Origin of the sequence: Psychrobacillus sp. FSL K6-1464 (assembly GCF_038003145.1) — a bacterium.
GTDB classification, from domain to species: domain Bacteria; phylum Bacillota; class Bacilli; order Bacillales_A; family Planococcaceae; genus Psychrobacillus; species Psychrobacillus psychrotolerans.
Genome location: NZ_JBBOOP010000001.1, coordinates 1,389,546 through 1,410,995, shown reverse-complemented (window position 1 = coordinate 1,410,995; position 21,450 = coordinate 1,389,546). Strand labels below are relative to the sequence as shown.

The window sequence follows — 21,450 nt, the reverse complement described above, 5'->3', positions numbered from 1 at the left end:
TAATGGCATCAACCTGCTTTTTCAACAATTTAAAAAATATATATTTGCATTTTTCACCCCAAAAGATATAATTCTTTTAGAGTTGCCATAAAATCAGAATCCGTTGTTACTTCAATCATATTAATTAGATCATAAAATTGGCTTAGTTTAAAAGAAAAATTATATAGAACAACAGCGGCACTATTTAACTTCCTAGATTTATCTATATAAATCTTAGAATCACCTTTTCCTAAAAATAATACATTATATCTATCATTTGTGCTTTTTTCTAAAATTATTCGGTCTGGCTTAAGTGCATAAAAAGAATAATACTGTTCATCTGAAAAAGTTTTGAATACCTTTTGAATATCGGTTAATGATGTTGCATTTTTAATCTCATTTTGAACATTTTCATCATATTTTCTTACTTCTAACTTACTTTTCGAAAAAATATATAAAGCCAATGCTGATTTATATTTATCTGAAAATACATCTACTTTGTATTCTTTTCCTCTAACAATTTCAAAAAGCTCATACTGATTATTTACTTCATTGAAAGTTAACTTAACAATAGCTTCAGGATAATCTTCTCCACTTACTGGTGCAACATAAATAATATCTTTTTCCCCTTTAATCACTTTAAATTCGGTTTCTACTAAATTGTATATACCAATTAAGTCCATATTTACCACTCCATTATGAGTTTATTTGTTTAATAACTTCAAGCTCAATTAATTCTTCTATAGAGTATGGTCGACCATTAGATTTATATTTAATAATTTGTGTTCCTCCACCTGGCTGATCGAACCAAGGAGCAATTTTCCCTAAAGTTACTTCAAAATCATCTATAACCTCATAAACATAATAAGGCGCTTGTTCACTATGCGGAGCCAAAGCTCTACTTGGGAACGAATCGCTTTCAGGAGCTAAAAAGGAACCTGCCGGGTTACCATATCTATCCAATCCCGTTCCAGGTTGTAATGTTTCCACTTTTTGAGTTCCCGAAACAAATCCATCATTAGGTGGCCAATGAATTTCTCCTGTTTTTTGATTATAATATTTTGGATTCTTATATACATTCTCATATTTTTTATATAATTCGTCACTAGGTGGATAATCCCATTTCTTCATATTTTCAGGGATTTTCACGTCCACTACATGTTTGCCAGCTTCACTAGCTTCCTTACCAATATTACCCGTACCCTTAGAAATTCCTTCTCCAGTTTTACCAATACCATTTTCAATTGTACTGTCAGTCACATCTATCACTTTACTGTCCACTGCAGCAGTTCCAGATTTCTTACCTGGCGATGGCACCAATTTTCCAACTCCAAAAATACTCCCAGCTAATCCAAAGCTATTTAGCCAATGCTCCTTTGAAAAAGATTCTTCCGGGGAGACTGCTTCTTTAACCATGCCACTAAAACCGAATGTAGCATAATTAGCAAAATCGCTTTTCGATTCGAACATCTTGTCTTTTCTTTCTTTGGCTCCAGACAAAATCCCATCTGTAGCTCCGAAAGTCCAATAGTTTACAAAATCATATGGAGAATCTAGTGCATTTTCACGGCGTATACCTACCCCATTCCAAAAGTCTTGAGCAATGCCCTTGAAACTATGGAAGGATTTGACGAATGGGTTTTGATTAATATCTTCTTGTTCCATTCCATTGACCTCTGGTCTAGGACAAGATAAGGCAATCATATCTGTACCAACAAAAGGATGGTGTATGCTAATTAACCCCCCATAGCCAAATCGTATTGGACCACTACCAGTTGTAAATGCCTGGAGCATAGTCGTCAACTGATTTTCTCTATTTGATAAGTTGGAAAGTCCAGCTATCGGAGATGTACGATACGCCAATTCTGTCTTCAAATTATTTTTAGAAGTCAAAACTCCCCAATTTTCTGTTTGGAAATGAATATCTGTTAGTCCAGATTCAAACATCCCCTCTAAATCCGAGAGCCAAGTTTCCATTGTCTGCATATCCTGTTCAATGGTTTGTAATGCATTCGTTTGAGTTGCATCAAATTCATAAAGTTGCGAGATAGTATCGTCACGTTTTCTCTTAGAACTAATGACTCCTTCCTGCACTCCGCTATCATCTAAATGCGGCAGGCCGACAATATCGCTCACCTGGTCCATAATACCGTTTGTCTCATCCGTCAAACTAGCCGTCAGTTGGCCAATTTCTGTAAGCCCCTGTTCCAGTTCTCCCTCTAGAAATGTTTCGAGTATATAACCGAAAGAATCAGGTTCTAGTGAGTAAAGTGCTGCTTCCATTTGGTGAAGGACTTGTTGATAGTGTACGGAAAACAACTGGAAAAATTGGAGAAATGGTAAATGACATTCCTCATAAAAGGAGCGAATGGCATTTCCTCCTTCTCCTTTTAATTGATCCTCCATCTGAACTAACTCCTCCACTGCACGGTGGATTTCTTCTATTTCAGTACTTAACCTGGTTAACATAGTAATGTTTCGTTGTAGCCCTTCTTGAAATAAATCTACATCTAATACTTTCATAGACTTTTCCCCATTAAGCTTTTGGAAATAACTACTTCGCAATATTCTTTATTGTACAATAATACCCCACAGGTGAACATTCTTCTCCCCCTCTAGTAAACTACCAATAGTTATAATATTCCATTTTTAAACAAGAAGGTAAAGAGAGAAGTTACCATTTCCAATAAAACAATTCTTAGGGATTAATATAATTTTTTTAACCGTGACTATTAAACTACTACCAAATTAAAACAGTGGTTGTATAGATAGAAGTGAATACGGAGTTTTATTTAGTACTATCATCATTAATAAAATCATCTTTGATGAGGAATCTTACTATGGGATTGTAAAAGTTGTTATTTAAAACGCGAGAATCTAAAGGATGTTAGCAATGGATTAAAGGGGATTCTATTTTAAAAAGTCTATAAGACATATACGACAAAGGCAATACTGTAATTAAGACATTTTACCGATTAGCTATTATTAAAACTGTCGTAACCTGTTTTCATTAAATGAGTAATACAGACCACCTGTTTACTCTTTTGTCCGCAATTTGTCCGCATAATTAATTTTTTGTACCGATCTTATTTTACTGAAATGATTTTCACTGTCTCTACAACCTTATTAAACCAGACTTATTTAACCTAATCGAATTCAATTTAACCAGGTTATATAAGGGTTACAAATTCGACAAGGTAGGGGGTCGCTGGTTCGATACCAGTCGGGACCATCTATTCAAAAGCCTTTAACCTCAACGGTTTCAGGCTTTTTTCAATTTCATTTATAACCTTTAAAATAAGTGAAAATTAGTGTTACGTGACCGATGTGTGACGAATTTAAAAACGTTTTTTTTGAAATTATAACAACACACAATTTCCTATTATATTATCTAGGTCTAAAGAGTAAAAACCATACCTAAGTAGGATGAGCAACCTACGCCAAGGTGAGGACAGATCTCTCCAACCTGCATTACACCCTTTAACTCTTCTACTAATTGAATCACTACTTTTGGCGCCACTTCCTTTCCAATTCCTCGTACTTTTTTAAGACTTCAATCTGCTGTTTTAAATACCGATTCTCGGCCTGTAGTTTGGCTGTTTCACTTTCATATTCCGGTCCTTTGCCGAAGGTATATTGTTTGCCAACTCGTTGGTAAACACGGTGGATTTCTCCATTTCGATACCATCTCATCCATGTTTTCAACTGCGTATAGTTTCGAATATTTAATTCTTCCATTACTTCTTTTACAGGTACCTTAGCCAATCGCATTTCAATAGCCTTCATTTTTACTTCTACTGGATAACTGACTCTTGTACCCATAGAAAAAACATCTCCGCATTGAATTTAGGTTTTGTATACCCGTTTTTCAACGAAAGGTGTTTTTATTTGTCTCGTTTGTTTAGGTCACTGCAAGTTTTTAATTAATAGTCTTCGTTTACTGTTACACCATTTTTTTTAATCGAGGGACGGCTACTGCTTTTTTCTACCGACTATGCATTCGAATAGATATCATCTGAAATTTTTTTTAAAAATTTTCATTGACAATATAAGTGAAGTGTTTTACCTTTGTGTTAACCAAAATAAAAAAAACAGGTTAACACATTAAAGGGGGCAGTTTATTTTGAAAAAGGGTGGTACTTATCAATATGTATTAGCAGCAATTGGCGCAGCAATTATTTCTATACTCGCGCAGGTGACGATTCCTCTTCCACTCGTACCAATTACTGGGCAAACTTTAGCAATCGGTTTAGTCGTTACCATTTTAGGAATGAGATTAGGTGTATTATCGGTAATAGTGTATATATTAATTGGCGCAGTAGGGATGCCAGTATTCAGTGGGTTTTCAGGAGGATTAGGGATTGTAGTTGGGCCAACAGGTGGCTATATTATTGGATTCTTGCCATCAGCGATACTTATGGGACTTTACTTGAGAAAATTTAGTGTCACAATTTCACATGCAATTGTGGCAAATTTAATTGGTATGGTTGTCACACTGTTATTCGGGACAGTTTGGTTAAAAATCATTGCTGACTTGACGTGGACAGCAGCATTTATGGGTGGCGTGGCACCGTTTATTATAGTAGGTGTAATAAAAGCAGTACTAGCTGCATGGTTTGGTGTTGTAGTACGCCGCCGCCTAAAAACAGCACATTTAGTCGAGGCAACCGTTTAATTAATCTGAGTTTCAGTGGAAAATTCATGGCTAGTTGGAAATATTTGTGCGGAACGAAGGGTTGAATATAAAGAAGAAGCGGTCACCGTTGACAAACTTCAGGGGTTACAAATTCGACAAGGTGGGGGTCGCTGGTTCGAGACCAGTCGGGACCATCATTTTCTATAGCCTGTAAACGTTGATATAACAACGTTTACAGGGCTTTTTTCTTTCGGAACACTTCCTATACTAAACCTCGGATTTTACAAATGCTCACGGATTGCTCACGAGATTTTTTCCAGTGCTTTTTCAAAAACATCTGCTAAATCGTAATTTTCATCTGGTACGAGGTGAGCATATGTTTCTAAGGTAATTTTAGATTCGCGTGTCCCAAACGTTTTGACACCTTCACAACATCAACACCCTTAGAAATTAAAATAGATGGCGTGTGTATGACCGAAATCATGGAATCGAATACGGGTTACGTTTGAAGTGGTAATCAGTCTTTTCAACGCACGTAACACATTTCGAGGATCTTGTTTTGACCCTGTTTCCGTGCGTAATACAACAGATAACCGGTGTTTCTATTCACATAGTGAAGTGGTATATAGTGAAATTTCATGTAGGGGCAAAGTAATATCTCCAAAACGGCTATTTCACTCTACTATCATAAATTCAGTTTGTTGTGTTGATGATTATCGCCAAAACAGAGAAATACTTTCTATAAAATTCCACAAAATTTATTTTTTAAAGTAGCTGCTTAAATATTAGCTAAATCTCTAACCATCCCTTTATTACATTGCCTTTTAGACAATTCGAGATGGATAACTACCCACTGAATGAAAGTTAAAAGGCTTAGAATTGCCTTCTACAACAAGGTTTGTGACAAAACAGTTTTAAAAATGGTGTTAATCTAGTTTGGGCATCTGTCGAGGGCGTTATAGGCCTTAAGACTCCCAATATACCCTTCCTATTATGTGAATCTATACCAATTCCAATAAGCAGAACTAATAGCGTCATCTGTACTTAATTACCCTTTTTCAGTTATTCCTTTCTCTCTTTTTCTGTTGTCTTGTTGTTGGTTGCCGTTCTCTCTCTCTCCTTTCCTTTGTCATACATTACCTATTCTTTTCTTCTTTCTCTACTCTCTTTACCCTCTCTACACGGTCCACATGAGGCTAGTTCTATCCTTCACCCCTCCCCCTTTTTTATCCCTCTTCTTCTTTAGACCTCTCATATCTCATTGTAGACGCTGTGAGGGTGTTTATATAACCTATTCATTATTTCCCTAGACACCTCTTTTTAGTAGCGACTATTGAGGGTGCCTTTTGAGTGGTGTGGTGGTGCATTGTTTCGTGAATATGAGTACTCTCTTGAATGTGTTGAATATTGATAGTTCCCTATATCTTCGTAATTGAAGAAAATAATCTTATGAAATTCTATTTATAAAAACTGTTTTCAGTTAAACTAAAGGTAAAAGATTGAGGAGTGTTAATAATGGGTGCTTGGGGAACAGGAATATTTGATGATGATACTACTTGTGATGTAAGGGGTGATTTTATTGATTACTTGGAAGAAGGTAAATCTGTAGAATTAGCAACTCAAATAATATTAGAGGAATATTTAGGTAAATATAATATTGATGATAATTTGGAAGTACTGTCTTTAGTATATATTGGTCTTTCAGCAATACAGTTAGATAAAAAGTGTCTTCAAGAACAAGTGCGTAAGAATGCTATTGAATTGATTAAACGTGGTGCAGACCTTGAGCTTTGGGAAGAAGCCGGTGAAGATGATTATGAAGAACGAAAAAGAGTGTTGAGTGAGTTTAAACAGAAGTTACTTAATGTTAAATAATGAGTAGTTTAACTTCAGAACATGACTGTCAATAGACGGTCTTTTTTTATGCCTTTGAGTGTCGTAACTACTATAATGTTCCAGATAATAATTATTGGAATCAAGCATCCATTCTCTTACCTCTTTAGACTTAGGACCATAATCCCTTCGAACTTCATTCCACCAAGTAGCGGCATCCGTTTTGTGTGCCATGTCCGCTTCATTTAAGGGACGCCATTTAATTTCACCGTCTTGTATCTTATTTTCTTGAGACATTCTTTCAATAACTTCTCTTCCAGTTTTTGATAACTTAATTTCAGTTTTAACCAAAGAAACCTTGAAAGGCATAAGCCAATCAAGGTCAGAAATAGTGAATAATAATCTTCAATTTCTTTCTTTACGAATTCCAATAACAAATAGCCAGAATCATTTGCTATTATCTCATACCTTTAAACAGTTAGTTGTTGGTATGGTTCTGTGTGCTACACTACACTGTCCATCCTCCAAAAATTGGCTGCGGATTATACATTTAACTAAGTGCTGAAGAGAAAGCAGATTCAAGCATAGTGTCAAAATCGCAAAAATTTTCCATAAGCTCACCTGAAGGCTTATCTAGTTCAACAAAACTTTTTTTAGAAACATTATAACAATACCAAGCTATATCTGAATCTCCAAAAAAAATCAGTTCATCTTCGTCTTTAATTGACTCCCATGTCTCATTCGCATCAAAAAAACTATCCACATGATTTATTGGCTTCGACTCCAAAAAAATTTGGTCAATTCCATAAATTATGAGTCCATTAAATTCAATCCCATTAACTGTTTGTAGATATTCATAGTATTGCTGTGGCAGTACATCTTCACCAAATTTTTCTACTACAGATTTACGAAATCTTGATAACTCGTTTTCATTGGTAGGTAAATTGAGTTTTCGATTTCGTTTCTCTCTTATTTTGGAAATCTGACTAACTTGCTCTCTCCAGATATAATCACCTTCTAAAATTATTTATTCCTTATTAGGAGGATAAATGTCTCCTTCTGGAATAGGAAAATCAACTATTTTACTGTCCCCAGGTTTCATACCCTTTGTTAATGAATTTTGCTCATTTGTAATAACCTTGTCATAGGGATCGTTTTTTATTAGAACTAAGTTTTCCACATCATTGGTACCACTTTGATCCAAAGGGATTTTATGATGGACGTGCCAACCGTCAGGAACTAGTCCGTATTCATTCATATCTTCAATATCATTATCTGAAATTCCAGCCTTTTTTAGTTCTTTTATTTTTTCAGGATTATTAGCCATAGATTTCAACATATCTTTCCTGAACTTAGTAAAATCCTTTCGCAAATGAGCTGTGTCATTTGGATTTCTTTTATTAAACGTAACCTTTTCTATTTTAACATTAGGAAGTATGACTTCCTCACCTTTTAATTTACCGACGAAATCAGGACGACTATCCGTAGTGACGACATTATCCGTACCCTTACCACCAACATCCACATTCTTTATTTCAGTCTTAACATCGGCATCTCCACTTTTGATGCTCGTAGGGATATCCGTTTTGGCAGGTGGCAAAATAAGGGCTTTTGGCGTATTCAATTGGGAATGAGTGTTATATAAGGTATCTAGTTGATATTGAGTTCTGCCAAGTGGACACATAATAAATGGTTTTCGATGCCATCAGGGCAATTAATCGCATAAACTAAGATGTCTTTAAAAGCACCAATTCTTTATTCACTAACATGTATCACCTACTATCACAATATCTTATAAGGAGTTGTGAAACCTATAACCCTCGCTCTTCCTTTTCTTCCTCAAGAAATACTTTAAAATAATCAGCATAGGTATCCCATTCATCTGGTTTTGAGGTAAAAGAGTTTTTTTCTAATTCAGAAATTTCCACTGCATCAAACCAAATAACTGAGGGAGTACTTTTTGTATCCATGACTATAAGACTTTCTGATGGCTCAGCTAGAACGACAAATCTGGTTGGCAAATTTACAGTCTCTCTCAATCTAATTGTTTCATCGATGATATTTAAGCTACTATCCACCCTGGTAAAAGAATAATTACTTATACTACCCAAATATCTGCCACTAAAAAATGTTGATATTTCGCAAAAAGATTCTGGCAATTCTATTTCTAATTTTTTTTCTATTTCTATTAACTCTGCATTGTTAATTCCATCTTCAGGAAAAAGAGTTTCGTAACTTTTTTTCATTTCAAAAATTTTTTTATCCATACTACAATCCCTCTCTACAATTTATTTATTTTCTACTCTAAATTCCCAATATTCTCTTGTATCTGCATTGAGTTTTTTTCGATCTATAGGAAAACTAGGATTAGGTTTACTTTTAACAAATTGGCTGTGTAAAATATCTCGACCATATTTTCCAACTCCATGATATCTTGTACTTGCTTCAGCTAAAGGACCTCTTGAATCTTGTCCAATATGAGAGTAGAGTTGCAAATCCTCCATCAGGTAATTGCGGCGCTAACCCACTACCAAATGCTTCAGCATTTGTTTTACCAATAAATCTCTTATCTCCAGAAGTTCTTAGATGATTCCAGTCTATATCATTTCTCCTAAAAACTTCATACGGATATTTAATATTTTCCGCTACGTTTTCTTCTATAGTCTTTAGTTTCTTTCCTTCCAACGTTTGGAAAGTCGCTTCGGTAATCATCGCACCGATTAGTTGCTCCTGTTCTTTTACCCATAAGTCATTCGGATTTAAGTATACTTTTGGGAACAGCTCTGTTCTAATGAAACTTCTTAACCTGCTTATCATCCTTTTGGTAATTGCACCAATGAACTATTCGTCACTGGATAGTCCCCAACAAAAAAAGAAACCCTGAAAGGCAAATAGCCAATCAAGGTCGACTTTTTTCTTTATACAAATGATTAGCTATTCAATATCATCATATGCATCACCTAGGGAGATAAAATCACTTCTTAGCCAATACCAATATTGCCCTTTATTTTTTATAAGTGCGTCAAGTAAATCAGTAAACGAAGTAGCTATAATCTGGGATTCCCCTACAAGCCCATGACGGTCATAAAAACTATCGTAGCATCTACCTAGTCTATTTTCATTGAGGTCAATCGTTAAGTATTCATCCGTTCCATCATTACCAATAATATACCAGTTAGATGAAATATCTTCTTCACATAATTCTCCTACAATTATTGGATTTGCCAGTACAAACTTATCAGGAGACACAAGATAAATTGGATACTCTTCATTTTCAAATAGAACTAATCCCCCACAAAGACTATAAAACTCTTTTAAATCATTAGATAAAATATGTTTTTCTTCGTCAATAATGGGTAATCCAGAAGGCTCAAAGATACGACAATGTGGTAACGTGTTTATGTGCGTGAGCAACTGCTTTATCTTTTCCATTAGCTTCACTCCCGAATTATATTTATTAATGGAACTATAATATTCTTGTCTGGCTGATTTGGGAACATTTGCAGCATCAAACATTCTTTCTGTTAGTTCTTGTATCTCCCTTGGAGAGACTGATTGCCAATAAATAGCTTTTGTAGCAGCATATTGTTCTTTTAAAAGTGCTACTGTTGGGGTATTCCCACCCCTACTTACATAGTTTGGAACATTATATTTAGCCCTTACATCCATAACACCATGATGATTTTTGAATTACTAGGTCGATATGGCACTACATCATTTGGTTTAACAGTTGTATCTATACCTCTATCTCCATTAGTACCATTATCCACTGCTTCGCTCGCATCCTGAGCTTCCTCTATTGCCTTACTTCCTTTTACAGCAAGTTTACCACCCGTACTTGCCCACCCAGCAAATTCAAAAAATTTGCGTTAAAATATCATCACATTTTCATTTTGAACTAATAACTCCCTCCTGTACTCCGCTAACACCTACGAATTAATAAACAAAAAATAGACCATGATTCTTTTACTACAAGGAAAGAAATTAGAATTTAAAAACCTTGAAAGGCATTTTTCCAATCAAGGTTTTTTTCGCTTTAAAGCACTCATTAAAATTCTCAAATATTTCTATTTCTCCTCCGCAACTCTAATTATTTGTAAATTTTCGTTAGTTTAACTTAATTCATTTATATTTTTTTAGAAGCATTATTTAGAAGTGCATTTAATTTATCACCCAAATTTAATTTAACGTTATCGAGATTGTTTTTAGTTACTTTTATACTTTTAAAGTCTTGTATAAAACCTTCAAAAGAGTCAGAAACCAAGAAAACATTCTCTCCTTCCATTTCGTGAAACCAAATATATATTTTATTTTTTTTATCATCTGACTTTCCTATGCAAATTAAATCTTTGCCTGGTAAATCTGCAATTGGAAATAAATCAGTTGGTAATATACTTTTATAATAGTTTGCTTTGTTATCAATTTTATTCTCGTCATTATATAATCCGTAAATAGAGTCTATCTCGAATTGAGTTTGCTTAATTTTTTTCGGCAAATCTAATGAAGGAATAAAACGATAATCTTCTTTAATATAATCATTACCATAATGTTGCAAATAAAATTCATAATCTTGAGGTAACTTTAACTTATAATTTTCTTCAAGTGTTTTTATGTCATCTTCACCCCAAATTTTATCTATCTCTTTTATATCAAAGTCAATTACTTCCTCTAGCTTCTTTTTTAATTGTTCCATTTAATATCCTCCTCTTAAATCAGATGCAGAACCAATATGCGGAACATTCCCATGTTGTATTTTTTCATATACTATTGAAAAGTCATCATTCGAACCAGTTAACTTTCCTTTTTCAAATACAATATTACCCTCTGACCAAGGTGTGAAGTTAGGTCTACTCTTTGCAAATTCCACCCCTTCACCATTCGTTATACTTATAACTTCTGGCTTATCAGAATACCATTTTCCATTACCTGGTTCACCTCCCCAATGACCATTATTTCTTGGTAACCTTGTTCTAGGATTATCCGTACCCTTAGCACCAACATCCACATTCTTTATTTCAGTCTTAACATCAGCATCTCCACTTTTGATGCTCGTAGGGATATCCGTTTTGGCAGGTGGCAAAATAAGGGCATTTGGCGTATTCAATTGGGAATGAGTTTTATATAAGGTATCATCTAATTGATATTGAGTTTACCCAGTGGACTGTTGACGACATCTTGATAAATTGGCGAATAGATGGACTCCACCTTCTCCGTACTCAAAACATCTCTTGATGAATATAAATCGCTTCCTTTATTTACGAATTTTCCACCCGTACTTACCCAGCCAGCAACGGGAATCATCGCGGAAAAAGAAAGGCTTGCATTTAATGCATCCCCTCTTGCCGTATAGATAACTCCATTTACGCCATCCGCTATTTCACCAAAAACAGGTATAAAGCCTGCTATATCTAATCCAAACTGTAAAGAATCTAGTAATTTGTTTTCTTACGGTCTGTCTACAGTAACGGACTCTTCTTTATATTCAACCTTGGAAACAACTTTGTAGAAACAGTTTGATCTACTACATACTCTTTAATGAGTAAACCATTATCATACGCATGATATTTTATATTTTCCGCTACGTTTTCTTCAATAGTCTTAACTTTCTTTCCATGCATCGCTAGAAAAGTCGCTGCAGCTTTGTTTTAAATAAAATGCCTTGAGAGGCATTAAGCCAATCAAGGTTAAGTAAACTACTCAACATTTACTGAAACAAATGCAGTTTCATCACTTGGAAAGTCATCTGGGAACGCATTGCATACTAATTCTTTAGTTATTATTCGATATAAAAACTCTACCATTGTAAGTAAATAAGTATAATTCTCCGGTGCCCTCGACTCGTACACCACAATTTTCCACTCGTCAGGCCCTCCCTCGGTTAACCAGTATAATTCATCACCGTTATCTGTGTATCCCCATGGAAGTAATCCACCGTTTGAAGGGTAAACATCATGTTTATAATACTGTGGAAAACTTTTCTTAGATTGAATATAAGCATTCGTCATTTCCTTCTGTTTCACAAGATAATTTACATTATCATCATTTACAAATGGAGTTAATATCCACAAAAAATTGTCAACGCCACCAGTACCATAAGTTTCGATAAATTTCACATAATCTGAAGGCAATTCCGAACCAAGTGTATCAAAAAAAATTCGCCATTGTTCTTTATCTTCAGTTTTTTGTGGAAATTCTGGTGGAGGAAGAATTTTAATTAATTTATCCAAATATATACACTCCTATTTTTTATTTAATATTGTTACATCTAAAGAAAAGCCAAATTAGAATTGATAGATATCTTATATCTTCACCTCTATCAACAGCTGATCGAACAGAAGTCTCAAAATCTCTCATAACTGGAGAGTTTACAGGTAACTGGTAAAGAGTGACTAAATTTCTTGCATCTTTCCCTGAACCACCCAATTGGTTACTCAATAAATGTCCCCGCGCATGACCCAGACTCCCTGGTCCACCACCTAAGAATCCATGTGGCAAAATTGATTGACTAGCCTTACTACCAGTCACAATCACATCCTGTGTAATTGCAGCTATTACTCCAGTTGGTCGTCCTAAGTTATCTAATTGACCAAAAATAACATTTCCAGGCGAACATTGAGTTAGCTGAGATAATTCCGAGATTATCCGTACCCTTAGACTGTCAATGTCAAAACTTCTTCCCTAGATGCAGAAGTGATTACTTAATTGATAAATTCTGTTGTAGAACTAAATAAAGCATAAACCTTCCACACGGAAAGTTTATGCTTCAAGTCACAAGAATATATGCTTTTAGTGCATATTCTTTCGCTTTATTAACGTCTCCTAATTCATAGCCAGTGTTAACATTTAATAAATTATTTATCACTTAAAATTTCACTAATACTAATTTCTTTCTCATTTACTAAATCATAAAATCCAATATGAACTCCTTCTTCATATAGCCAACATATATCTGTTCCATATGGAGCATCAAAAATTTCTAACATAACTGGGGCAATTTTTATTATTGAAGTCGCCCCCATTATTTTAAAGTTATCAGGATTATTAACATAATCATCATTATCTTCGATGGAATAAATTGTCCATCCATTCAATTTTGGAATATCTGACTTTTCTCGGAACGTATACCTTATCGGTTTCCCTTCGATTACGTTATTTGAAACAACAAATCCACCATAATCCAAATTAATTTTTTCCATGTTCATACTCCTTAATAATATCTACTAAATCATTTCTCCAAGAATATTCTTTACAATAATCTAAACAAGATTTATTAAATACATCCTCTAATTTATAATTTGAGCCATGATCCAAAAGTAATTTATATAATGTTTTATTATCGTTAGTTGGTAATTTATTTATTGTAATTGCATATTTAAAAGGAATTGCATTATATCTGTCTACGGCATTTATATTTAAGCCATTATCAATAAAGATTTTAGTAACCTCTAAACTATAATCAGGACTAGGACGAAGGACATTGAAATAAAACATATGCAAAGTATATCTATTATTTTTTCACGTAGAATAATTTAAATCTATTCCTTCTTCTATTAAAAAATTAATAATTTTAATTTTTTCATTTGAATTTTTATCATTTGCCAATGCTATACAGTAAATTAATATCTAATTCCTCATCAACTTGGTTAATGTTACCATCGTAAAACCTCTTTAAGTCATCAAGCGTTCCATCTCTAGCAGCATCAAAAATATTTAATATTTTTATTTCTCTACCCCCTTTTATTTATTCAAATTCATGACTTCGATTTGTAGAGGCGTCTCTAATCTATAGTTATCAGGATTATATTGAAATTCTTTTAACTTAATACTTATTCATGTAAAGACTTAAAATGTCTAGCAAGTGATACAATTTCTTCATCAAGATTAGGAAACGCAATAATATTATCCAATACATTTATAAAATATGCTTTTCTGTCCCCTTGAGAACCATTGATAACTCTATTTAACATCCAAACAGTATGTTGTGTAGGTTCCCTTTTAAGTGATTCAACAAGCTTTTCTTCATATCCATTTTTATAAAACTTTTCAACAAAATGCACAAGAGGCCCAGGTCTACCAAAATTTATATTTGGATATTTTTCCATCAACTTAAAAATGGGCAAAATGGCTTCAAAAGCATCCTCCCTTTCTTCTATTTCTTCAACAACATCATAAGTAACATCAATAAAATTCTCATTCATAATTGATTTTTCTAACTTCATCATTAATTGGTTTAATTCATTTTGCATCTTATCATTCCTTATTATAGAGTATTTTTCATATGATTTAACGCTTTATTTGTAATATCGTTTACAGTATCTTCTGAAATACCAGCATCTCCAAGATAGCTTTGTGGAAACTTCAACCCAAGGTTTTCTTCTGCATTACAAATATGTTTCTCTGATACCGGACCCAAAAAATCCTTCTGATCACTATAATCTCCAGTCATTTAACCTATAAATAATCGTAATCTTTAGACCCATGTAAGTAAAAATGTAAAAAAGCACTTGTCGCTTACAGTAGACAAGTGCTTTAAGTTCATATATGTTCCATACTATTTATTGTTTTTTAGAAATTTCAAATACTTCGCATCTTCTACACCAAAGCACCTACCTCTTGATTTCTGATTTGCTGTATCAAGATACTCTTTTGCTACTGATAAATCACCTAACTCAAAAGCCACCTTTCCAGCCCACAATTCTCTTTCTCCTGTATCTCCTCTTGCGGGATCAGCGACAAATATATTATCAACCCATTTTTTCATCCTTACAGTATCGTTTAATATAATAGATATATCTAAAATACCCCATATTATTAAAAAACTTTCATCAAAAATTATTTTGTCAGCCGGAAGTTCTCCCCATGCTTGTTCTAATAAAGAAACAGACTCTTCTAAATTTCCTTTATCAAATTCTTCATTGCTCTGATCCATCAATCCCTGTATGTGAGCACCTTTTTCACCTGTTACATAAGCCATTATTAATCATCTCCTAAATTTCACCTTTAATAACATCAAAGTATTTATCATCTTCGTTTTCAAAAATTGAGTATCTTTCAAGAATATATGCTCTTAGTAAATATTCTTTCGCTTTATTAACATCTCCTAATTCATACCAATCTTCACCGAGACGTAACAATATAAAAGGGTTTTCTATTCCATTAGGGCAATTAATCGCATTAAATAAGAAGTCTTTAGAAGCATCAAAATCTTTATTTATATAACATGTATCACCTAATGCTGTGTAAATCCAGGTACTTGCTGCCCAATTATGTTTAGGTTCAGGAACTAAATCTAAAGCTTTCAAGTACATTATTATTGCATTCTCAAATTCAAAATTATTAACTAAGTCATCACCTTGTGAACATAAACTAACTATTCTTTCATAAAGTTCATCTTGTAATTCCAATATAAACTCCCCCTAATTTTCCGATGGTAAATATTTCCGACCTAAACTAGCACCTTGAGAACGGTTTATACTATAATGTTCCAGATAATAATTATTGGAATCAAGCATCCATTCTCTTACCTCCTTAGACTTAGGACCATAAATCCCTTCCAACTTCATTCCACCAAGTAACGGCATCCGTTTGTGTGCCATGTCCGCTTCATTTAAGGGACGCCATTTATTTTCACCGTCTAAGAATTGAGTTTTGCCACGTACTTTTTGTATCTTATCTTCTTGAGACATTCTTTCAATAACTTCTCTTTCAGTTTTTGATAACTTACTTGGTGTTCTCCCCATATATTTTAGTCTATTACTAGTAGGTTTAACATTATCCGTACCATTAGCCCCAACATCAAGATTCTTAATTTCAGTTTTAACATCGGCATCTATACTTTTAATACTCGTAGGGATATCCGTTTTTGCTGATGGCAAATTAAACATTAGGGCATTTGGCGTACCTAATTGGGAATGAGTGTTAGATAAGATATCTAGTTGATTTTGAGTTTTGCCTAATGGACTGTTGACGACATCTTGATACATTGGCGAATAGATGGACTCCACCTTCTCCGTACTCAAAACATTTCTTAATGAATATAAATCGCTTCCTTTATTTACGAATTTTCCAGCCGTACTCGCCCAGCCTGCAAAGGGAATCCTCGCCGAAAAAGAAAGTGTCGCATTTAATGCATCCCCTCTTGTTGAATAGATAACACCATTTATGCCAGTTGCTATTTTACCAACACCAGGTATAAGCCCTGCAATATCTAATACAAACTGTAAAGAATCTAGGAATTTGTTTTCTTTCGGTTTCCACCATGCCTATTTCCTGCTTTATAAAGTGTAGCGCACAATGCTTTTCACAAAAAATTTTCGTGTTTTCTCGATTCTCAAACAAATTATTTTCTAATTGTCTCATTCAAATATCAGCTGATTTAATATAAATCATAGAAAAAAACCTTGAGAGGCATTTAGCCAATCAAGGTAATAGAAATTTATCTTAATTGTGCTCTAAATGAAAAACTCTGTAATAATAAATTCAATTAGCTGATACTATCACTTTCTTCTATGAATTCTAAAAACGAATCTTGCAGTTCTCCTTCAGTATCAATAGAATCAAGCAGTAATTTAGGTTCAAACGAACAATCTTTTAAAGTTGAACTTCCATCAATTACTCCTAGCATGTTTGAAATAGTATCAATCATGGTTTGTTCAATTATCCTCATTAATATATCTTTATTTTCATCAGTTAAACTCTCTTCATCCGTTTTAGGAGTCACATTCGTAGTTTCATACAAGTTTTTGTATATTTTCAGATTCTCTTTAACTATAGACTCATAAAGTGATTTAACAAAAATCTCATTCATTATCAAGTCCTTCTACTCCTTTAATTATATACTCCAATTCAATTTTGTCCCTGTGTTTGAAACAAACATGAATATTTAAGTATTCATGTTTGTTTAAATAAACCCGAATGTTTCTAACACAGGGACACATTTTTACGTGCTCCGAATTTATCTGAATTTATGAAGTAAATCGTTTTAACTTCTTCTAGGTTTGAAATAAGATCTAAGGTTGTTTCATCCACATCATCCCTATTCTCAAAGTTTTCTTTTATTTTATGAATACAATTGTAAAAAAAACATTTAATTTTTGAATTGAACCCATTACCTATTCTTCCATCTCTAAAATCTTGTTGGCGTATTTTTAAATCTTCCCCGTACTCCATGATGTACTACCTTCATGGGCTATGAATTTCAGTAAAGTATCAATAATGTCGTTCATAACTTAAATATCTTATGTAAAACAAAAACACTTGTTACCTAAAATGCAGTGCAATCAAGTGCTTTATAGTTAGCTATATAAAGTAATTCTGTACTTTTTCTATCTTTAAACCAATGAGCCTGTGTAATTTCATAAATTTTGGAGTTTTTTCTTAAAAAAACTTCATAGATTTAAAATGTCGTATTGGTAAATCATATCTTAGTCATGTAACTTATCTAAAAATCTCTAGAATGTTACTGCAATATAAAATATATATCAATAACTTTAAATACCATTTACCAGGCTTTTATTGTTTAAAGCTTGTATCCGTAAAAATATTTTTTACCCTTTTCCCAGTTTTTCATGGAAAGTCCATTTATATATTCAATAAAATCTTTATAATTGCTTGCACTAATGATAGTGCTAAAATCCCCAGGCGCCTTTTCACCACTCCAAATTGATAATAAAGATGGGATTAACTCCATACTTAATGGTTCTTCATTATTTGCTGCAATCATAACTCTCTGTACTAACTTTTTTGCCAAGTCTCCAGGAAAAGCTAAATTTTCTTGAAAGTAATAATTTCCCGTCTCATGCTTCTCACAATATTTATAATAAAAATCCCCTATTTCATCTACAGTTGCCTCTTCCCCAATTTGTTCTTCAAAGTTAAGGAAAGAACCAATAGAATCTTTAATAATAAGAGATGTATCACTAATTTCATCCCATTCTTCAAGTAATGCTAATAAGTATGGAATTATATGAAGAGAGAGTGATGTAGTGGCTGCTGATGCAAAAGTGTTTATTGTTTCTTCTGTTCCCTCACCAAGAAAGCGAAGATTATTTGATTCCCTTATGTCATCATGCGTTGCGATAACTAAAAATACTCTAATACATAAGTTCAAAACTGCCTCATCTTTAGTATGATTCATTAATTGTATTAATAATGGTGTTTGAGTAAAATCCCCTATTTTATATAATTCTATTAAGTTAAGTATAACTTCCGTTTCTGTAACGGCCTTCAATAAATTTTCTTTGATTTGAGATTGGGAAAGAGTTGGTTTTTCTCCAAACCATATACTGTTCATAAGATTTTGTGATCCATTCATAAATACACCTACTTTCACCCTACGAATTATCTACTTCCATTTTCTCGTTGCAATTTCAAAACTTAATTTTGAAAGGTAGTAACTCTGTATGTTGTGGATTATTACTAAATAAAATAATACTATCTTCATTCTCATGTATTTTTAATACCTTAGCATCCTTTTTACCATAACCCAACTCACGATAAAAATCCAAATCCAAATCATCAATTTGCTCACGGCGATTAGATGACTCTCCTGTTTTCTTTATGTTAGAATTTACATTTTCACCACCAAAAGATAAACCTTGCTTATGATGACCTTTTTCAATTTCTCCTTTTCTCACCTTGCTTGGTAGTCTGCTCTTGCTTCCTTTAGTTCCATATCTTTCACTATTGTAGATTCATCAATCTGTTTTCATTAAATGAGTAATACAGACCACCTGTTTACTCTTTTGTCTGCAATTTGTCCGCATAATTATTTTTTTGTACCGAACTTATTTTACTGGAATGACTTTAACAGTCATGAAAACCTTATTAAATCAGACTTATTTAACTATATTGAATTCAGTTTAACCGGTTATTTAAGGGAACAAATTTGACAAGGTGGGGGTCGCTGGTTCGAGACCAGTCGAGACCATCCTTTGGATAGTACATATAAGAAACCCTGTTGTATCACCGTTTCCTCCTGCACTCCGCTATCGTCTAAATGAGGCAGGGCAACAATATTGCTCATTTGATCCATAATACATACGAAACTAAACAGCCAATCGCCGGTTCAATACCGTCAATTGGCTGCATAATAGGGTGTTTTATGTTTTATTTCGGCCCCAAAAAGGACAGTCAGTGCCGAATAGGTTCTATACTCAGCACCGTACTAGTTGAACCTAATTTTTCCATTAGTTTTTTCGCCTTACCATATGGAAATCTTTCTACTAATATAAATGGAGGGTTTTTTGAACCCTTAAGCAAATCTGCTGTTGAAATTTCAATTCCTAATACGTTCTTTATTTTTATTAAATCTTTTAAGCCTTCATTAGGAGGTTTTACTAACAAAATATTACAAGTATCAGGGATCTCAATACTTGTTTTCTGATCTATTTCATTTAAACAACCACTATTCACCCATTTGTTAAAATCCGAGGTAACTAAATTAGAATGGCTTGGATTCATATCCCCAGAATCAATAACTAATACCTCTTTTTCATCCGCATCTTGAAACATTAGAAAAACATTTCCTCCACCATCGTCACCGATAGCAACAAACCCACTTGCATACTCATCTACTTCCCAAGTTTCATTTCTTTCCACTAGATCTTCCGTACCATAAATAACCAACCCACCACCTATTGAAAAGCCATTTGTATATCTTAATAAATCCTTGTATACATTTGGTAATTCTAATTTCAATAGATTTTCTACTTCTTGGATTTCAATATCACTTGCTGCTGTATTTTTTGCCAAGTCTGAAACCTTGGATAATTTAATCATTTGACAAATCCTCCTAAACTATCAAAATATTTATATGCATCTCCCATTGCTTTACGGGCAGTTTTTGGATCAACTCCTGCCTCAATCATTTCCCTATAGCTCTCATTAAATTCATAACGTATATCTGAATTAAAGCCCTCAGTTTTTCTCCGTTTCCTCTGCATAGAAGAAATTATTGCATGGGATTGGCCCGAGCTTGAAGGGAGAAGTATTGCGGAAGCTTTCTTTTCGTTATAATCAAATCCTCCCTCTCTAGCCCATCTATTCGCCCATTCATTTTGTATTGGATGGTGAGACTGTATTCGATTATCTGAAGCAATATTTTTATTTCCTGTTGCGCGATTAACCCCAGGACTTAAATAGCCATGTTCATCAACATCTCCCTTTAGATATCCCCCTGGCCTTTTAGCATTATCCGTACCCTTAGGAATTTCAAAAAAGTACTTAATAAAAGGATGGCAGTCTATTCAACCACCATCCATATGATTAACTAGCTATAGTTTCAGGTTGATCTGGCATGATATAAGCCGTCTTATTTTTCATCATACAATAGATTATTCTGACTAATCTTCTGATAATGCAAAGAAGGGCTTGAGACTTAGATTTCCCTTCACTTAACTTTTGATTATAGTAAGCGTAAAAGACAGGATTACGAGGAATTTTACTCCCTTTACATACTTGAACTTGTTGGACAGCTAGGTAGTAAAAGATGTCATATAGCTTTCGATTACCTTGTTTCGTTTTCTTCATCGTTTCCTTACCGCCCGAACCCATTTTGATAGGGGCTATTACTGCATATCTTGCAAGTTTATCAGAGTTTACGAACCGATGAATATCACCGATTTCTGCAATTAAAGCGGACGAAGTAACCGTATCAATTCCTGGCATAGTTTCAAGCTGCATACCTAATGTCTGAATAGTTACCTTTAACTCTTTATCCACCTTCTTGATTTCCTGTTTCTTAAAAATAATATCTCGAACTATGCTTTGAATGATAAAATCTCTAGATGTCTGATATTCTCGCTTTATTTCACCATCTGCTTAAACGTGTGATAGTATCTGTTCTGTTCTGCTTTTCTAGTTGAACAGTTATTTACACAAAATGAAATTCATTAAATAGGGCATACAATTTAAAGGTGTTGTACGTACTAAAAAATTTGTTAAAACATCAGATTGGGATTGCAAGGTTTATCTCTATTCTGTAAGTAATAAATAGTTCATTC

27 protein-coding genes and 3 pseudogenes are annotated in these 21,450 nt (G+C 33.7%); 2 read left to right on the top strand and 28 right to left on the bottom strand.

All coding sequences use genetic code 11. From position 1 onward, the window contains the following. Positions 1–53: 53 nt before the first annotated feature. The 3 genes and pseudogenes from MKX39_RS06800 to MKX39_RS06790 all read right to left on the bottom strand — a co-directional run. Positions 54–662, bottom strand: coding sequence for a hypothetical protein (locus MKX39_RS06800; RefSeq protein WP_340768868.1), 609 nt, complete (start codon positions 660–662; stop codon positions 54–56). Positions 663–675: 13 nt separating this feature from the next. After that, positions 676–2,502 (bottom strand): T7SS effector LXG polymorphic toxin, encoded by a 1,827-nt coding sequence (locus tag MKX39_RS06795; protein ID WP_340768867.1) that lies wholly within the window; start codon positions 2,500–2,502, stop codon positions 676–678. 898 nt (positions 2,503–3,400) lie between these two features. Then, a pseudogene (locus MKX39_RS06790) lies at positions 3,401–3,801 on the bottom strand (IS3 family transposase); the annotation flags it as partial. 301 nt (positions 3,802–4,102) lie between these two features. On the opposite strand from MKX39_RS06790, the gene MKX39_RS06785 reads away from it, so the two are divergent. Together MKX39_RS06785 and MKX39_RS06780 are read left to right on the top strand one after the other, a co-directional pair. Next, positions 4,103–4,654 (top strand): biotin transporter BioY, encoded by a 552-nt coding sequence (locus MKX39_RS06785; protein ID WP_340768865.1) that lies wholly within the window; start codon positions 4,103–4,105, stop codon positions 4,652–4,654. 1,476 nt (positions 4,655–6,130) lie between these two features. Continuing rightward, entirely contained in the window at positions 6,131–6,490 is a 360-nt protein-coding gene (locus tag MKX39_RS06780; RefSeq protein WP_340768864.1) for a MarR family transcriptional regulator, read from the top strand. Here MKX39_RS06780 and MKX39_RS06775 read toward each other — a convergent pair. The 25 genes and pseudogenes from MKX39_RS06775 to MKX39_RS06660 form a co-directional block, all read right to left on the bottom strand. Continuing rightward, complete coding sequence (locus MKX39_RS06775) at positions 6,473–6,745, bottom strand: GH-E family nuclease (RefSeq protein WP_340768862.1); 273 nt, start codon at positions 6,743–6,745, stop codon at positions 6,473–6,475. The two genes, MKX39_RS06780 and MKX39_RS06775, sit on opposite strands and share 18 nt — an antisense overlap. Positions 6,746–6,998: 253 nt before the next feature. After that, positions 6,999–7,454 (bottom strand): YrhA family protein, encoded by a 456-nt coding sequence (locus MKX39_RS06770; RefSeq protein ID WP_340771362.1) that lies wholly within the window; start codon positions 7,452–7,454, stop codon positions 6,999–7,001. A gap of 21 nt (positions 7,455–7,475) precedes the next feature. Beyond that, positions 7,476–8,072 carry an HNH endonuclease gene (locus tag MKX39_RS06765; protein WP_340768861.1) on the bottom strand — a complete coding sequence of 199 codons (597 nt, stop codon included), beginning with the start codon at positions 8,070–8,072 and terminating at the stop codon, positions 7,476–7,478. A 187-nt stretch (positions 8,073–8,259) separates the two neighbouring features. After that, complete coding sequence (locus tag MKX39_RS06760) at positions 8,260–8,715, bottom strand: SMI1/KNR4 family protein (RefSeq protein WP_340768860.1); 456 nt, start codon at positions 8,713–8,715, stop codon at positions 8,260–8,262. Positions 8,716–8,736: 21 nt separating this feature from the next. Further along, complete coding sequence (locus tag MKX39_RS22325) at positions 8,737–8,952, bottom strand: HNH/ENDO VII family nuclease (protein WP_445678018.1); 216 nt, start codon at positions 8,950–8,952, stop codon at positions 8,737–8,739. Further along, complete coding sequence (locus tag MKX39_RS06755; protein WP_340768859.1) at positions 8,894–9,265, bottom strand: hypothetical protein; 372 nt, start codon at positions 9,263–9,265, stop codon at positions 8,894–8,896. Before MKX39_RS06755 ends, MKX39_RS22325 begins: the two co-directional genes overlap by 59 nt. Positions 9,266–9,382: 117 nt before the next feature. After that, positions 9,383–9,880, bottom strand: coding sequence for an SMI1/KNR4 family protein (locus MKX39_RS06750; protein WP_340771361.1), 498 nt, complete (start codon positions 9,878–9,880; stop codon positions 9,383–9,385). Between the two features lie 15 nt (positions 9,881–9,895). Continuing rightward, positions 9,896–10,194, bottom strand: a pseudogene (locus MKX39_RS06745) (sugar-binding protein); the annotation flags it as partial. Between the two features lie 380 nt (positions 10,195–10,574). Beyond that, positions 10,575–11,141 (bottom strand): SMI1/KNR4 family protein, encoded by a 567-nt coding sequence (locus tag MKX39_RS06740; RefSeq protein WP_093534935.1) that lies wholly within the window; start codon positions 11,139–11,141, stop codon positions 10,575–10,577. Continuing rightward, positions 11,142–11,552: a hypothetical protein gene (locus tag MKX39_RS06735; protein ID WP_340768858.1), complete on the bottom strand. Its 411-nt coding sequence runs from the start codon at positions 11,550–11,552 to the stop codon at positions 11,142–11,144. Between the two features lie 589 nt (positions 11,553–12,141). After that, positions 12,142–12,675, bottom strand: coding sequence for an SMI1/KNR4 family protein (locus MKX39_RS06730; protein ID WP_093534939.1), 534 nt, complete (start codon positions 12,673–12,675; stop codon positions 12,142–12,144). 19 nt (positions 12,676–12,694) lie between these two features. Then, a complete protein-coding gene (locus MKX39_RS06725; protein ID WP_340768857.1) occupies positions 12,695–12,979 on the bottom strand; it encodes a DNA/RNA non-specific endonuclease in 285 nt (94 codons plus the stop codon). 320 nt (positions 12,980–13,299) lie between these two features. Beyond that, positions 13,300–13,644 carry a DUF2185 domain-containing protein gene (locus tag MKX39_RS06720; RefSeq protein WP_093534943.1) on the bottom strand — a complete coding sequence of 115 codons (345 nt, stop codon included), beginning with the start codon at positions 13,642–13,644 and terminating at the stop codon, positions 13,300–13,302. Next, positions 13,631–13,939, bottom strand: a complete 309-nt coding sequence (locus MKX39_RS06715; protein ID WP_340768855.1) for a hypothetical protein — start codon at positions 13,937–13,939, stop codon at positions 13,631–13,633. The genes MKX39_RS06720 and MKX39_RS06715 overlap by 14 nt, the downstream gene beginning before the upstream one ends. Positions 13,940–14,274: 335 nt before the next feature. Continuing rightward, positions 14,275–14,694, bottom strand: a complete 420-nt coding sequence (locus tag MKX39_RS06710) for a hypothetical protein (RefSeq protein ID WP_340768854.1) — start codon at positions 14,692–14,694, stop codon at positions 14,275–14,277. A gap of 14 nt (positions 14,695–14,708) precedes the next feature. After that, a complete protein-coding gene (locus tag MKX39_RS06705; protein ID WP_340768853.1) occupies positions 14,709–14,861 on the bottom strand; it encodes a hypothetical protein in 153 nt (50 codons plus the stop codon). A 138-nt stretch (positions 14,862–14,999) separates the two neighbouring features. Next, a complete protein-coding gene (locus tag MKX39_RS06700) occupies positions 15,000–15,422 on the bottom strand; it encodes a hypothetical protein (RefSeq protein WP_340768851.1) in 423 nt (140 codons plus the stop codon). 13 nt (positions 15,423–15,435) lie between these two features. Further along, complete coding sequence (locus tag MKX39_RS06695) at positions 15,436–15,852, bottom strand: tetratricopeptide repeat protein (protein ID WP_340768849.1); 417 nt, start codon at positions 15,850–15,852, stop codon at positions 15,436–15,438. A 12-nt stretch (positions 15,853–15,864) separates the two neighbouring features. Then, positions 15,865–16,431, bottom strand: a complete 567-nt coding sequence (locus MKX39_RS06690; RefSeq protein WP_340768847.1) for a hypothetical protein — start codon at positions 16,429–16,431, stop codon at positions 15,865–15,867. A gap of 500 nt (positions 16,432–16,931) precedes the next feature. Next, a complete protein-coding gene (locus tag MKX39_RS06685; protein WP_340768845.1) occupies positions 16,932–17,255 on the bottom strand; it encodes a transposase in 324 nt (107 codons plus the stop codon). Between the two features lie 711 nt (positions 17,256–17,966). After that, positions 17,967–18,761 carry an Imm47 family immunity protein gene (imm47, locus tag MKX39_RS06680; protein WP_340768844.1) on the bottom strand — a complete coding sequence of 265 codons (795 nt, stop codon included), beginning with the start codon at positions 18,759–18,761 and terminating at the stop codon, positions 17,967–17,969. A 55-nt stretch (positions 18,762–18,816) separates the two neighbouring features. Further along, entirely contained in the window at positions 18,817–19,083 is a 267-nt protein-coding gene (locus MKX39_RS06675; RefSeq protein ID WP_340768843.1) for a hypothetical protein, read from the bottom strand. Positions 19,084–19,579: 496 nt separating this feature from the next. Further along, the gene (locus MKX39_RS06670; RefSeq protein ID WP_340768842.1) at positions 19,580–20,227 is read right to left on the bottom strand and encodes an SMI1/KNR4 family protein; all 648 of its coding nucleotides are present in this window, start codon (positions 20,225–20,227) and stop codon (positions 19,580–19,582) included. Next, a complete protein-coding gene (locus MKX39_RS06665) occupies positions 20,224–20,511 on the bottom strand; it encodes a hypothetical protein (protein ID WP_340771358.1) in 288 nt (95 codons plus the stop codon). The genes MKX39_RS06670 and MKX39_RS06665 overlap by 4 nt, the downstream gene beginning before the upstream one ends. Before the next feature lie 202 nt (positions 20,512–20,713). Beyond that, positions 20,714–21,265: pseudogene (locus tag MKX39_RS06660) on the bottom strand (transposase); the annotation flags it as partial. Between the last annotated feature and the right edge of the window lie 185 nt (positions 21,266–21,450).